This is a genomic window from Edwardsiella tarda ATCC 15947 = NBRC 105688 (assembly GCF_003113495.2).
GTDB classification, from domain to species: domain Bacteria; phylum Pseudomonadota; class Gammaproteobacteria; order Enterobacterales; family Enterobacteriaceae; genus Edwardsiella; species Edwardsiella tarda.
The window spans coordinates 22,181-36,704 of the sequence record NZ_CP084508.1 but is presented as its reverse complement, the minus strand read 5'-3'; the positions used below and the strand labels follow the sequence as shown (position 1 = coordinate 36,704).

At 45.4% G+C, this 14,524-nt stretch carries 10 protein-coding genes and 5 pseudogenes; 3 read left to right on the top strand and 12 right to left on the bottom strand.

Going from position 1 to position 14,524, the window contains the following annotated elements:
- Window positions 1-15: 15 nt before the first annotated feature.
- From faeH to DCL27_RS17080, 7 genes are all read right to left on the bottom strand, one after another.
- Window positions 16-813 (bottom strand): F4 (K88) fimbria minor subunit FaeH, encoded by a 798-nt coding sequence (gene faeH / locus DCL27_RS17110; protein ID WP_035600261.1) that lies wholly within the window; start codon window positions 811-813, stop codon window positions 16-18.
- A gap of 207 nt (window positions 814-1,020) precedes the next feature.
- On the bottom strand, window positions 1,021-1,803 hold the full coding sequence (locus tag DCL27_RS17105) for a F4 family fimbrial subunit (protein ID WP_071526384.1): 783 nt from the start codon (window positions 1,801-1,803) through the stop codon (window positions 1,021-1,023).
- A gap of 201 nt (window positions 1,804-2,004) precedes the next feature.
- Window positions 2,005-2,526, bottom strand: coding sequence for a DUF5462 family protein (locus tag DCL27_RS17100; protein WP_050979654.1), 522 nt, complete (start codon window positions 2,524-2,526; stop codon window positions 2,005-2,007).
- Between the two features lie 34 nt (window positions 2,527-2,560).
- Window positions 2,561-3,352, bottom strand: coding sequence for a F4 (K88) fimbrial chaperone FaeE (gene faeE / locus DCL27_RS17095; protein WP_035600255.1), 792 nt, complete (start codon window positions 3,350-3,352; stop codon window positions 2,561-2,563).
- On the bottom strand, window positions 3,345-5,780 hold the full coding sequence (gene faeD / locus DCL27_RS17090; protein ID WP_050979656.1) for a F4 (K88) fimbrial usher FaeD: 2,436 nt from the start codon (window positions 5,778-5,780) through the stop codon (window positions 3,345-3,347). Before faeD ends, faeE begins: the two co-directional genes overlap by 8 nt.
- Before the next feature lie 7 nt (window positions 5,781-5,787).
- Window positions 5,788-6,333 (bottom strand): fimbrial protein, encoded by a 546-nt coding sequence (locus DCL27_RS17085; RefSeq protein ID WP_035600257.1) that lies wholly within the window; start codon window positions 6,331-6,333, stop codon window positions 5,788-5,790.
- A 7-nt stretch (window positions 6,334-6,340) separates the two neighbouring features.
- Complete coding sequence (locus tag DCL27_RS17080; RefSeq protein WP_071526386.1) at window positions 6,341-6,640, bottom strand: adhesin biosynthesis transcription regulatory family protein; 300 nt, start codon at window positions 6,638-6,640, stop codon at window positions 6,341-6,343.
- Window positions 6,641-7,220: 580 nt separating this feature from the next.
- Here DCL27_RS17080 and DCL27_RS17075 point away from each other — a divergent pair.
- Window positions 7,221-8,240: pseudogene (locus DCL27_RS17075) on the top strand (IS630 family transposase).
- A 118-nt stretch (window positions 8,241-8,358) separates the two neighbouring features.
- On the opposite strand, the pseudogene DCL27_RS17070 reads toward DCL27_RS17075, so the two are convergent.
- Window positions 8,359-8,695 (bottom strand): annotated as a pseudogene (locus DCL27_RS17070) (IS110 family transposase); the annotation flags it as partial.
- A 124-nt stretch (window positions 8,696-8,819) separates the two neighbouring features.
- The gene (locus tag DCL27_RS17065; RefSeq protein ID WP_109691591.1) at window positions 8,820-9,914 is read right to left on the bottom strand and encodes a helix-turn-helix domain-containing protein; all 1,095 of its coding nucleotides are present in this window, start codon (window positions 9,912-9,914) and stop codon (window positions 8,820-8,822) included.
- Between the two features lie 576 nt (window positions 9,915-10,490).
- Here DCL27_RS17065 and DCL27_RS17060 point away from each other — a divergent pair.
- Window positions 10,491-10,883, top strand: a pseudogene (locus DCL27_RS17060) (IS110 family transposase); the annotation flags it as partial.
- Here DCL27_RS17060 and DCL27_RS17055 read toward each other — a convergent pair.
- Together DCL27_RS17055 and DCL27_RS17880 are read right to left on the bottom strand one after the other, a co-directional pair.
- Window positions 10,823-11,038, bottom strand: a pseudogene (locus tag DCL27_RS17055) (helix-turn-helix domain-containing protein); the annotation flags it as partial. The pseudogenes DCL27_RS17060 and DCL27_RS17055 sit on opposite strands and share 61 nt — an antisense overlap.
- A 142-nt stretch (window positions 11,039-11,180) precedes the next feature.
- A pseudogene (locus tag DCL27_RS17880) lies at window positions 11,181-11,814 on the bottom strand (IS5 family transposase); the annotation flags it as partial.
- Window positions 11,815-12,576: 762 nt separating this feature from the next.
- On the opposite strand from DCL27_RS17880, the gene DCL27_RS17040 reads away from it, so the two are divergent.
- A complete protein-coding gene (locus DCL27_RS17040) occupies window positions 12,577-13,194 on the top strand; it encodes a tyrosine-type recombinase/integrase (protein ID WP_410470722.1) in 618 nt (205 codons plus the stop codon).
- A gap of 58 nt (window positions 13,195-13,252) precedes the next feature.
- Here DCL27_RS17040 and DCL27_RS17035 read toward each other — a convergent pair whose 3' ends face one another.
- Window positions 13,253-14,236, bottom strand: coding sequence for a replication initiation protein (locus tag DCL27_RS17035; RefSeq protein ID WP_035601025.1), 984 nt, complete (start codon window positions 14,234-14,236; stop codon window positions 13,253-13,255).
- Window positions 14,237-14,524 lie beyond the last annotated feature (288 nt).

Here is a 14,524-nt window from a genome sequence, read left to right as displayed (position 1 = left end):
ATATCCTTGCGTCCATTATTGTACAGTGACCGTCACATTCAGCCCTGCCTGCCACGCTGCCGGTGTGTCTTCAGCTGACAAACGCAGCTCAAAATCAGACACCGCAGAGGCATACGATGCAGCCAGGTTCTTTACACGACCGTCAGCCAGTACCCCCTGACTGATAACCAGACCGTTATCCAATGCACTCATGCCACTTCCGAAATTCTGATTCATCAGCAATAAGGAAGAGAGTCGAGATTTCAGCTTCTGTGATAGATTGTTTGACTGCACCTCCGTTACACTCTGTCCACTGACCAGTGACATGCCAGCTGGAACAGGGGCTCCGTCTTCCTGTCTGCCAGCACTGACCGCTATCCCCTGATTCAGGGTGAAAAAAAGCTGCCCCGATACGCTCCCCGTTTCCGGGTCTCGTACTGGGACAAAGGCGCGAAAACGTTGTGCCGAGGTATCACCACCCTCCGTTACGGTAAAAGGTTGCCCACTGTTGCCGAAGGTAATAAATGGCATGAATCCGGGGCCGCCGCGCTCTGCCACCTCATGCAGATGGCCTTCCAGAAACGATAAGGTGCCTTTATCACGCAAATCAAAAACCAACTGCCCGTTCTCCGTTCGAGCATCGGCCATGTCCACTGCCCAGGTCTGACCAGGCGTACTTATTTGCCAGGACCATTTCTGCGCTTCGTCAGTAACGAGTCCGTTGAACTGAATTTCTCCACCGTCAAGAATATCTGCGTGAGGTGCGGCCGAAGAAAACAGAGCGACTGTTATCAGAGCGGAGAGATGGTATTTATAACGGCGCGTTACTTTCATCAGCATTCACTCTATTTTATCCAGGTGTGTAAATGAAATGTAGAAAATAAAAGCAAACCAAGACCTGAGAATGTATTCCGATTATAATATCGAAAGTAAATTATAACCGACATGCAATAAGTTTTTTATATGGAAAAACTTATTGCATGTCGGTTATGAATGCCTCCTGCAGAGCTACGCTTTACTCTTCTATATCTAACAGACAGATTACCGATAGGAAATAGTTATTGGCAGAGAGGCTTTCCAAGTAATGGAATCAGATGTTGTTATAGGGGTATCAAGAGTGAGGGTGATTAATTTTCCCTGCTCAATACCTGCCCCGTAAAAAGCACTGATATAATAATCACCATCAGCAAAGTTCCAGGCGTTAGATACCTTTCTTGGATTAGGGAATCCTTGGTTATTATATTTCCGAACAAAATCAGGACTAATGTTTTCAATGCGAGAACGAATGCTAGGAGAAATGCCTCCTTCTTTTGGCGGTAAACCGCCAAAGAAAGCATCTCCCTCATTTTGCGCATGCATCATATAAGCTCCATCATATCGTCCAGTGTAAGAATACTCAGCAGCAACCAGTAACGGGGCGGATAACATACCAATTACTTTAGAGTTCGAAACATCTACTACATCAACATGAAATACCGCTTCGTTATCTTTTATTTTACTAATATCTACTGTCCCTTGGAAGTCAATCTGTGGAGAAATTCCCGGTTGTCCCTTGATTGGTGATGATGTGGTAGTACGAATCCCCAGAATTGGAATAGGACTAACAACAGGAATATCAACCAGATGACTCCCTTTTTTTATATCTGCATTTATATTATTTACAGGCGAGCCAATGTAAACCTCCCATGGTGTCACTATATCCGCAGGTGTCAATGTCCCACCAAACTCTACAGAACCTCCAAGACTATTTGCAGTCCACGCCATAGCAGAGCCAGATACTGCTGCGGAAATAGCCACTGTCAGTGTAATTAAATTCTTTTTCATAAGAGGAACTCCTTTCGGTTTTATAAGAAGACGAAGAAATGTTCTTATATATCGGTAATCCTTGTTTTTCGGAATTGCCGCAAAGCTATTCCCTTACGACTTATTTATAGCGCTACACTAAAATCTTCTTTTTGTTTTTATCCAGAGAATAATTTTACGGTATTCCCTTAAGTCCCTTTACCTGCCAGATCCATTCTGGAATTATTGCTTTGCAATTTTGTCGAAGGTGAGTCCTTCATCCTCAACCTGCAGGGCTATCTGCAGATTTCCCCGGTAGCTGACTGGCACTTCCAGCTCTGCTGGAGTATCCGTTCTTAACTCAACCTGTCTATGTGCCTTCGGCACGGTTAACACCACATCCTCACCCTGTTGTCTGGCTGTGAATGCCTCTTTTTTTCCGTCAACCATCAGGGTGATCTTCAGGGTGATACGTGCTTCCCCGTTATTCGGCAGCGCTTGCTGCACCGTGATATATGCCATACTACTGGATGCCGCCCTGGCCTTTGCTCTGCGGATGGTCAGGCTCTCAGGAAGAGGGGCACATCTACTCCGGTACAGCACAGGGTCGCTAGGTGTACGGGTCACCTTCAACACACTGTTACCCACCACCTGACCGTTCACCACTCCTAGGTACTGCATTTTCTCGCTGTATTCAGCCGCCAGTACAGGGTGAGTACTGAGCACGCTTAAGGTCAGGGCAGCTACCATCACTATTTTCGTCATTTACTCCCCTTCTGTTGTGTATACCGGAGGGTGATTATTTTTTATCTACTAATCTATCAGACACATTAGCTAATGTATTAGATGTCCTCTGCCTGGAATATGTCGGTTTTTTCTGGTTGATGTTCCAGGTTTGCAGATCTCCCCAGTCATTCAGGGAGTCCACTTTCACCACATTTCCCTTCACCTGCACCTCATCACCCGGCATAAACATCAGTAGTTTCTGCGCTGCCTCATTGTCCGTGGCAATTTTCTTTCCGCTTCCATCCAGCAGGCTGCCAATGGCAAAAATGTACGGCGTGGTGTTCACTAGCATGGTTTTGCCATCCGGACGGCTCTGCAGGCTGATACCCTCTTCAGCCCCTTTGCGACCTTCAAGCAGTGCTTTCGGTCGGTAGAACAGCTTCAGCTTCGTGCGCAGTGCCACCGCAATACCACTCCCATCCAGAGCCGGCGGAATATCCTGTAGGTTCAGCCAGTACACCGACTCCTTATCTTTCGGCAGATGATCCGAAGCTATGATGATACGTAGTGTCTGCTGACCATTCGGCTTCACCTTAAAAAAGGACGGTGTCACCACAAAGGTCGGGCGGGAGTCCTTCTCCACGATGTTATCCACCCATGCCTGTCCACCGAAGGTCCGCTCCTTGTCATTGTTGGTCACCGTGATGGTCAGTGCGTCCTTGTCCCCGCGAAAGATATAGCGGATCTGGTCTGCAGCCAGGGAAGCCATTGCACTCTGACAGGCCATCATCAGAGCCAAGGATATCTCCAGCGCTTTTGTCACCCGGTTAGTAAAAAACTTCGCTACTGCACTACGCTTATTCACACATAATCTCCTGGAGTTTCTCAGTCTCCTGCAGTTTTGTCGCAGGGAGCCGGCACTGCCCCAAAGTGATGTCACCCGGCACATCCACCGTATTAATCATCAGTACACCGTTGTTGGCTACGAAGCCCAGCGGGGTATTCTTACTGCCACGAGCCCAGGTTCCCCCAGGAACGAACTCACCGTTACGTTGTTTCACCTGCAGCAGGTAACGTTTAACCTTCAGGGCATTAAACGGCATCCAGACCACCGCTTTATCCGTCGGTACTACCTTCTGACTGGTAGTAGTTAGTTCGGTGCTCAGCGGCAACGTGCTCGCATCAATCGTTACAGTATTCCAATCATAGCTGTTCAACGGTACTACTAGGTTGCCGGCGCTGTTGGTCTGCCCATCACTGGACATCACCTTCACGCCCGGCGTGTCCTTTATATTCACCACCGCCACGGTGTCACCGGTCGTGCGACTGAACATAACGTCTTTCGCCTCCGATACAGCCAATACCGAACCGCTGACTGACACAGAGCCACTGGTTCCGCTGGACTGCGAGTGGTTCAGGGCTCCATTCAGATAAGCCCGGTCACCACTGTACGAGGCATTTAGATAACCGCTGTCACGACCACCGCCAAAGCCATAGCTAAAACGGTCACTCAGTGAGCCGGATACCCCGGTACTGAAGCCCGTACCGCCGTCCTTATTTGTGCTCGCCAACGTACTGCTACTGTACTGACGGTCAAACAGTGTAAACGGCACTGACATTGACGCCGATGCAGACCAGTTGTTTTCCCCCCGAGTGTTCCGCGAACCGAAATAGCCTAAATTCAGGCTAACCCCTTTAATCTGTGTGCTCAAGGTACCGGTAACTCCCGTCTCCTTACCGTAGTCATCACGGTGCCGGTAACGGCCTGTCATTTGTACCGGGTAATAACTCCGCTGCCAGCCGGAAACTGATAAACTGAACACCCTGCCCATCGGCTGACTGATACCGGCACTCCATTCATCCCTGGTTCGCCGTCCATGGTTTCCCTGCCCGCATAAATCCGTCGGGTTAAAGGAGGATATGCTCTTATACTCTTCACTCTGCCGTGACCAACTTACCCGCAGCCCGGTGTTCGTAATCGACAGTTGCTTACTCCATGAGAGCTGCATCTTATTTCCACTGCGACTGCCGTCACGGTATTTTGCCAAGGTATAAGCTCTATCAGTAGATACCGCCCCCAGGTAACCCAGACCCAGGACAACACCAGCACTGATTCCCTGCCAGCCCTGGTTAAACACACCACCAGTGCGCAGCGTCAGTCCGTCCAGACCATAGCCATATGACGCAGTAAACACACCACCTTTCAGGTCACTGCCATCGTTGGGTAAACCGATTGCAACGCCGAACTCGTGTTGCCCCGGGCTTAATTGCCCTGCCATCACCGACAACGGGAAGTTCTGTACTTGTTCCCGGCCATCCTCCCCGGTCACCGTCATCCTCACATCACCGCTGGTATACAGTGGCACATCTGTGATGGAGAACGGACCTGCCGGCACCAACTCTGAATACAACGGCCGCCCGTTCTGTGTCAGTGTCACCCTCGATGGTCCGTCAGCAATACCACTGAACACAGGGGTATATCCCAAATTACCGGGCCTCATGCTGTTGTTCCGGCTCAGCGATACCCCGTATGTTCCCGTACTACCCAGCAGACTGTCTCCGGTGGACGTCTTCCCAACCGCTAGATCTGCGCTCAGTGAGCGGATGGCCCGGGTAGCCGTAAACATGTTTATCGTGGCGACGTTACCCCCACGGTCACTACTGCTGGCTGTGGCAGAAGAGTTCACCACCCAGAGTCCCACATTGGCCTTCAGATCCGCAGAGCCAAAAGCTGAAGTGTTATTACGACCGGTATTGGCGTTCACGTTATAGTTCACGCGAAATGCACTGGTCCCGTAATTCCAGTCCACATTCCCCGGCATCTTTACTAGTCCTTTCTGGGGAATGACGAGTGTCAGATTTTGGGTGGAAACATCAAAATCCACGGTCACTGACGGGGCTTTCGTCAGCACATAACACTGTCGTGTGGCGTCATACCCCGCACGAAAGTAATCCGCACTGACATAAATTCCGGCCTTCGTTAGCCATGCTTCCGTCAGACACAGAGCCTCGCGGTCCTGTGGCGTCACGTCCAGTATTTGTTTTCCTGAGTTCTTTCCGTTCAGGGTCAAATCAACCAGATAATATCCCGGCATATAACTGCCACTCAATGCTGCCCAGACCTCCGGATTAACCCCGGTCCCCCCCTGGATAAAAGACATATCCAACTTTTCACTTGCAACACTCGCGGCACTAGCGAATGCCGCTGATACAGTAAGCGCTAGTGCCGACCAACGGGGGAAAACACGAACCAAACCGATTCTAAGGCACCCCTTGCTCCTGCTCACTCCCATTCTCTTGTTACTGATAAGTGACCACAAAGGTCAATGCCCCCGTATATATCCCCGCTTTCACGTTCGCAGGAAACACTGGTTGAGCACGAAAACGAAACTGCCCCCTGACAGCAAAATCCACTGGGTAAGTCACCGAATGACTGTCCAGTGTCAGTCGTCCGCGATAATCAGCCTGTGTATCTACTGCCCGCACATCCACCCGAATGCTATCCCCGGCACCACGAGTGACCACCCCTGCCATGTCCAGTTGTCCAGGATTACCAAAGTTCAAGGTGACGACTTCTCCCCTTCCCCAAAATGCAGAACAGCCCTGAACTGTGGCGCCGGTCTCGTATAGCCGTACAGTAAAGTTAAGCGGCGGCACAGACGTATCGGTTGATTTACGGTAAGCGCCAAATGTCAGACGACCGCTGTTACCGGTATTGTCTGCATCCACTATCACATGGCAGGCCGACGCCACCACATCCACACTGAAAACGGTTTTCTGAACAACAGCGTGAGAAATCTTGCTTCCTGCCAGAAATATGAATATTGAAAGCAACAAATTCCTCATGCAACTGTTATCCCGTATATGAAATGCTTGTCTCTGATATATAAAAAGGAATAAGCTTACTTACCATTTGATGAGTACGCTGAATACGCCCGAGAGCACCAGAAAAATAGCCTTGTGAAACGCGGTTCCGTTCACAGGCTTCCCTTCGGGGATAACCCATAACCAGAAAATCTCTCAGAGCATTAATGACTTTTTCACTATGTATTGGTGATACTTCAATCAATAAATAGAAATGATTTTCTGATATTTTTCCGGGCATCAATGGGAGTCTAGATTGCCTGGTTAGGTACAAATGGTGGTCATTCATTTCAATAACACCTAACAGAAGAAAAATCCCTGTATTGATAGTTGCATAAAAACCCTCATGAAATAAATTTCCGCTGTCACTAGCTGATATCAAGATTAGCATAGTGTGCTGTACTAAAAAAACACCTTGCAATTAATTTTTATGACCAAAACACCATCACCAAAAACAATAAAAAACCAATAAAACACTCGAATGTAGAATAAAAAAATGAACTTAGCGAGTAAGTATGGATGAAAAAATTGTTTTTTTTCACATGCACAACATTGTATAATGATGCGACTTTTTATATTTTCGGATTTTTATCAAATTGATTCACATATTTCATGTAAAATATAAAATCAATCATGCAAAGCATTAAAAAACGAAATCAATCACGCGCTAAAATATAAAAACAAATAAGAATGTGGTAAATAAAGAAAATATCCAATTGTAAAGTAAATGTCAGCGGTGTCCCCACCTATTAAAGGTGGGGGGGGACTAAATAGCTGAGCGGAATAGTAGATCACCGAAAGGGAACTCAGCCCGGATTGTGCGATCTGATCAATCGCCAAATATCCCAAACCATCAACCGGACTGAGTGATGCCGATCATAGCACCAATACCCCGTACAGAACGACGCCTGATGCAGAAAGCGATTCATAAAACACGTGATAAAAATCATGCCCGCAGACTGACTGCCATGCTAATGCTGCACCGGGGTGACCGTGTCAGCGACGTCGCCAGAACGCTCTGTTGCGCCCGTTCATCCGTTGGGCGCTGGATTAACTGGTTCACGTTGTCGGGAGCGGAAGGCCTGAAATCCTTACCAACAGGACGCTCCCGACGCTGGCCTTTTGAGCATATCTGCACCTTGTTACGTGAACTGATAAAACATTCTCCCGGTGATTTTGGTTATCAACGCTCACGCTGGAGTACAGAACTACTGACGATAAAAATCAACGAGATAACCGGGTGCCAGTTACACGCCGGAACCGTTCGTCGCTGGCTGCCATCAGCCGGACTGGTATGGCGCAGGGCAGCACCGACACTGCGTATCCGTGACCCACATAAAGATGAAAAAATGGCAGCAATCCATAAAGCGCTGGACGAATGCAGTGTGGAGCATCCGGTTTTTTATGAGGATGAAGTGGATATCCATCTCAATCCAAAAATCGGCGCAGACTGGCAGCTTCGCGGGCAACAAAAACGTGTGGTAACGCCGGGGCAGAATGAAAAATACTATCTGGGGCCGGAGCATTGCACAGTGGAACGGGTAAAGTCAGCTACGTAGGTGGCAACAGCAAAAGTTCAGTGCTGTTTATCGGTCTGCTGAAGCACCTGAAAGCCACATACCGGCGGGCAAAAACCATCACGTTAATCGTGGATAACTACATAATCCACAAAAGTCGTGAAACCCAGCGGTGGCTGAAAGCAAACCCGAAGTTCAGGGTAATTTACCAGCCAGGCGAACCATGTTGAGCGTCTATGGCAGGCACTTCATGACACGATAACCCGAAATCATCAGTGTCATTCAATGTGGCAATTGTTGAAAAAGGTTCGCCATTTTATGGAAACCGCCAGTCCATTCCCTAGAGGGAGACATGGTCTGGCAAAAGTGTAGCGCTATTAGGCGCAGCTATTTAGATGACCTGGCGCTTATCTATGAATTCGATGAGCGTTTGTAGTAAAAATCCTACAGCACTGACTCAGGTATGTTTACAACGGCTTTGTTAATGGAATTCAGGAGTCTTGACTGGCACGAACCGCATGTTGTGGTGTGTGATGACTTCGCAAATAGTCTCTGTGTCTGCATTATTGGTTTTGACATAGGGCTTTATGAATTGATGGGCCATCACATCAGCTTGACGTTATGGCCCATCGATATTAGTTTCCAGTCCCAAAAGTGAGAGAAGCACTGGCTTCCATACCGATCAAACATGGAGGAATGTTGGCAAAAAAGGAACGCATTTTTGCTCGCTTGAGTTGCTTGTTGAACAACCGATTGCCGTGTTCGTCAGTTCTGTGGATCTGAAAAAGCTCTTTTGCTAAATCGATGCCGATAGTCTTAATACTCATGATGGCCGCTCCGCTCAAGTAGTGACGACTTATCGTCCCACTGCGGCACAAAATGTAGAGGGCGACCACTCCATCAACAAAGCCCATCAGATATCAATATATAGTTGGTTAAATTTGATAAAAATCACTCTCTGTTATTTTTTTTAAACTCTCTTATACATACGCCATAGTTTTTTGAAAAATGGCGATTCGCCATGTCTATATTCTTAAACCCACACTCCATAGCAAGAGTTTGTAGTTTATCTTTTTTATTCAATTTTATTTTTTGGCATAGAAGATTACATCTCTGTTGTTGTAATAATTTCGTAAATGTTAAATTGTGCTTTGATAACACATGCTGAATAGCTCTAGGCGTAACCAGATATTGCCTAGCCAAATCATCAATACAAAAGTTTGGATTCTTCATATTGCTTCTTATTACTTCAAGTATCTGATATAAACTAGAAATATTTTGCTCGCGTTGATAGCCATTCTGGATATAGTGTTCAATTTGCAGTGATAAAGTATCACCAATAGTTTTCAATAGCTTTTCAGTATATGTAGATAATGGGGGCTGATCATATAATTTCAATACTAAAGTATTGAGTATATCTCCATAGTGGAGCTTTGATACTTTACCCCATAATTTTTTTAATATCTCACTATGTTGTTCTGATATGATTGAAGTGTTTATTATAAGCGATATGGTATTTCTGTGCATGAGACTTGTTTCTACATATGGTTCCCATAATGGGATAACTATACCATCACCTCTTGGTATTATTATTCTACTTTGCGGAGTTGTTATTTGTAGTGTGGAACATGCATGCAATAACACTATATGCTCTTTCTCACTAAAACAATCTTTGTGAGTTAATGCTATTTGCTGCGGTGAGGAGTTTACTCTCACCAATATTATTTTATTACTTGCTTCCTCAATTTGCATATCACCAATAAATGCATCCATATCAGCATTTGTTGGAATATTAATATTTGCGATATCAAACCCTAGGTGATTGGTTGCAGTTTTAATCCATTGATTCATTCCATCAATCCCTTCAGCATGAAGATCTATTTTTTTATTCATAATGAAAGTATGAAGATTGTAGTTAATCTCTATTTGATGCCAATTCGATTTGGCTGCAGCCATATTTAAAAAACATTTTGCTAAATTAACATATGACCTCTTTTGGTAAACCAATAAACATTGGCTTTCATTGTAACCATATTTATCGATCATACAATATTAGCTCAATTTTCAATCAAAAAAATGGTTATGAAATTATTTGTGTGAATAACTTCGTTTTTTTGCGCAATGTGGCCCTAGTTAAAGGGGGGAGGCTTATATTATATATACTAGCACCACTGATTATGTTTTTATTTTGTTGTTTTATAGTTAAACCATGTTAAGTGATTTAATTCTGAAATAATAATAATTAATAGTAGTTATTATCATAAAACTCGTTGCTTTATGGTTGAGTGTAGAATTTTTAATTAAAATACCGTTTTTTTATGGGCTGATGAAATGTGGTATGTTAATGAGGTGTGAGTGGTTGACAATCATTTAAAAAGTGAGTCAATATCATAAACAATAAAAATGAATACATTTTAGAGGTTTTCCCTAAGTGAACAGTATTTTCAGAATTAACGGATTACTCACCTTCGCTGTATGTGCTTTCTTTTTTTCTTCTTCAGTTATGGCTTCTGAAGAAAGAAATTATAACACTACCACGGCTTTGTTAATGGAATGGTCGCCCTCTACATTTTGTGCCGCAGTGGGACGATAAGTCGTCACTACTTGAGCGGAGCGGCCATCATGAGTATTAAGACTATCGGCATCGATTTAGCAAAAGAGGTTTTTCAGATCCACGGAACTGACGAACACGGCAATCGGTTGTTCAACAAGCAACTCAAGCGAGCAAAAATGCGTTCCTTTTTTGCCAACATCCCTCCATGTTTGATCGGCATGGAAGCCTGTGCTTCTGCCCACTTTTGGGCCGGCAAACTAATATCGATGGGCCATAACGTCAAGCTGATGGTCCATCAGTTCATAAAGCTCTATGTCAAAACCAATAAGCATGATGCTGCAGACGCAGAGGCTATTTGCGAAGCCGTCACTCGACCTAACATGCGGTTCGTGCCAGTCAAAGTTGCCTCATCGGTACGGTTCTTAAAGTTAGGAGCGCGGCGACTACGATTAATCAGCGCATCCATACCGCCTTCATCGGTCAGTTCGCGGTAACGATAAAACGTATCACGCGAAACGCCCATGATTTTACAGGCTTTTGATACGTTGCTGAGTTCTTCAGCCAGATTGAGCAAACCGGTTTTGTGTTTGATAACGGGATTGGTAGTATGAAGCATGAGAGTTACCTCGTGTTTTGTATAAGGATTCGACCCCCATATCAAAACCGGTAACTCTCAACCTTTCAAGGCTCAGTGTCAGATCAAGTCGCGACTAATACAATATATTACATACACTATTCAGTGTTCTACGGACTTACGTTTTTTTATAGAGTTGCCTGTCGGGTGTACGATGGTTATCACAACTGACCTTTTCAGGAATAACCACCTTGATTCCCTTTTCTTTCATATAAATACGGATGTTTTTCCCTGAGTACCCCTTATCCGCCAGTACCGCTTTTAGACGCAATTTTATTCGGATGATACCCACTCGCTTCAGTTAGGACCTGGCGTACCGGCTTTCATTAGCCTGCCCGCAACTCAGGAAGAAACTTAATGGCAATCTTGAGCCATCTGTATCTGTCGTCTGATGGATTTGGGTGCAAAGTCGCCACGAGAGCGACCCAGCCCATGCTCATCGAGCTTATCTGGATTTTTTTCGCACCTGTGGCGGCTTTTAAGGCACGGATATTACTACCATCAAGCGCAATAACATCTCCATTGATTAATTTTTTTATCCTGAATTTGGATCAGCACTATTGAAAATAGTGCTCATAACTCCGGCCTTAGACCACCGGTTAAACTGGTTATAAATAATTTTCCCGTGACCATAACACTTGGATAAATCTATCCACGGTGCGCCTGAACAAAGTTCCCAGAAAATATCGTTCATTGTGAAAAGTAGGGGCGGTCACCTTGTGAGGTGCTTCTTTAGGCGGTAACAGAAGGGAAATCAGTGCCCATGCATCATCAGGGAAATCGTAACGAGCTACATTAAAAGATTTTTTGTAGTTAAAACAGACGTCAAAATGTACAAAAAATAGCTATGTGACATACCCTAATGTGGAATATACACATAGTTTATATTTTTTTGTCAAAACTCCTATATTGACGATCTGTATAGGGTTATCCACATTTTCTATGGACAATCAACATGATGTGCCTACATATTGAGACAACATACCATATGTTGTAATGGTTGTGCTCTATCGACAGATCATGCCACTCCTCAGCCCTTCACATCCCCTTCCTTGGATTCATGATTTATCCTTATATGGTGTGTTTTACCGAAAAAAGGATCCGGGCGAGGGGATTTTTTGTAGACGATCCCCGCGTCAGGATCAGGCACAATAGTACAAACACACCCGACAATTAGCAGAAAAAACACGCAATATGCACCATGACACGGATGATCGCGCTACGTGAAAAATAAAAATCTATCAAGGCTATCCTACAGCAGATTTTACGTAGCGCACGCACTATTCATCCTCCTCTCCACTTGGAAGGAGCCTGATCGTCTGACCGGAAAGGTGGAATGATTTTCTGCTCACTGAATAAAAAGAAGGAGTACCGATGACACTGATCACTCGTGATACCACAGCTGGCCCACTGCTCACCCCCTCTGGCCAGTCCTTTGATGTCGCTCAAGCCATTGCTCTACGCCGGATGGCCATGAGCACCTCGACCAACCGGCCTACCTCTTGGCTCCCGAGATAACGGTGTTACTCGACCATTTTCAAGATCTTCGTAAACGTATGCTGTTCGATTTTTTATGGAATACCGGCGCGCGGATTAATGAAGCCCTGAGTGTTACCCCTCGGGAGATAGTGCTGGATGCGGTCAAACCCTTTGTGATCTTACGAACCCTCAAACAGCGTAATCAAACCGCAGGACGCCGGGGCCGCCCAGGCAAAGATAGTCCCGTAAAACGAACCGTTCCTTTACTCGATCCCCAATTTGTCCGTCGATTACGGGATCACTTGGCAACATTTAATCGTTATGTCACCAGGCCAGTTTGGGAGATTTCGGACGATACGGCACGCAACTGGTTAAAAGAGGCACTACAAGCCGCAACTAATGAAGGGGTTCAGTTCTCCATCGCGAGTATTACGCCGCATACTTTCCGGCATAGCTTTGCCATGCATCTTCTTTATAACCGTGTTCACCCTAAAATTTTGCAGTCTTTTATGGGACACCGTGACTACAAAAGTACCGAGATCTATACGCGGGTGTTTGCACTCGATGTTGCCGGACAGATAGGTGTGAGATTTGGGATGAACTCAGACGAAGCTCGAGCACTGCTACAGCTTCCCAGTTCAACCCCTTTTCTATGCTAAGCGAAAGGTGGAGAGATTATCTGTATCAGACAATTCTCACGCTATAGGTGGAAAGATTTTATGTCTTCACGCGACGGGTACGTAAACTGATCTCTTTCAGTACCGATTTCTCCAACGCACTGTGACCAATCGTCTTATACCATCCAGCTAACTTTCGGAGATCAGGCACGGTTAACTTAGCCTGATCATCATAATCCAACAAACTGTTACGGTAGTTTGTTAAAACCTGAATACATTTACGCGCCCACTCTCCTTCGGCAGCTGAACCTGCTGTTACATGGGGACGGCGCGGTAACCGGGGTCGAACAGGTTTTACCACTTCAGGGGTCGACTCGTCGACATAAGCAAAACGGATCGCTGTCACTGAACGTCCGGTTTTTACCGGCTCCCAGATCACCGAAATATCGGTAGCAGCGTTGATCCTATCTATCGACGGCTGAAGCAACTTCTGCCTAAAGTCTCGATAGTCTTTATACTTACCAAGTAGGTTAGCTTTTTCTCGCATCCACTCAATATCTAATGTCACCTCAATCGCATCATTTTTACGATAGCGATGTAGGTTACGCGCCTTCACTAGCCAACTGTAAAGACGGATCGAAAAAGGTGTATCGAGTCTCGCTAGATTGAGGAAATCGAGTTTAGTGAAACTCTCTTTAAGTTCGTAAAGATAGGGGGCAACATCTTGGCCAAAGCGTAGAACCACCGCGCTATGATCATCACTGCTGACATACTCCAATCGGGAAAACCAGGACAACTTAACAGTTCGAATTTTGCCATTCTTATCTTCACGGTAGATGGTGACCGGTTTTTTCATCAAGCTCTCCGCTGCATCGCGTAACTGTCGATGACTACTGGTCACATTCACACCATAGACTTTCTGGTAATCCTTAGGATAGAGCTTATAGAGGGTATCAGGTTGAGGTTTACGGCTATCAATCTGCGCTAAAGCCAGATTCAACAACCTCATCTCATCAAGAGTGACACCATAAGCTCCTTCCAATAAGTCATTTCCCTGAACAACGGTCAGATTGTCATGGTTCATCCCTGTCACCCGATAGTGGAATATTGGAGTAATTATTCCACATAAGATAGGGTGAGGCAAAAAATGTTCAACGTATAACAAATTGATAATAATTGATTTTTTTATGACAGGAAATCACTCCACCTTTTCTTCATGAACCAAGACAGAAAATGTTTCCACCTAAAAAGGAAAAGGCATGCAACAGGAAATGAATCCACATTAAGGGAACAGAAAATCATTCCACCGTTAGAACCGTACTACTATCAGAAAATGATTCCACCTATAGCAAATAGATCATCGGATCATCAT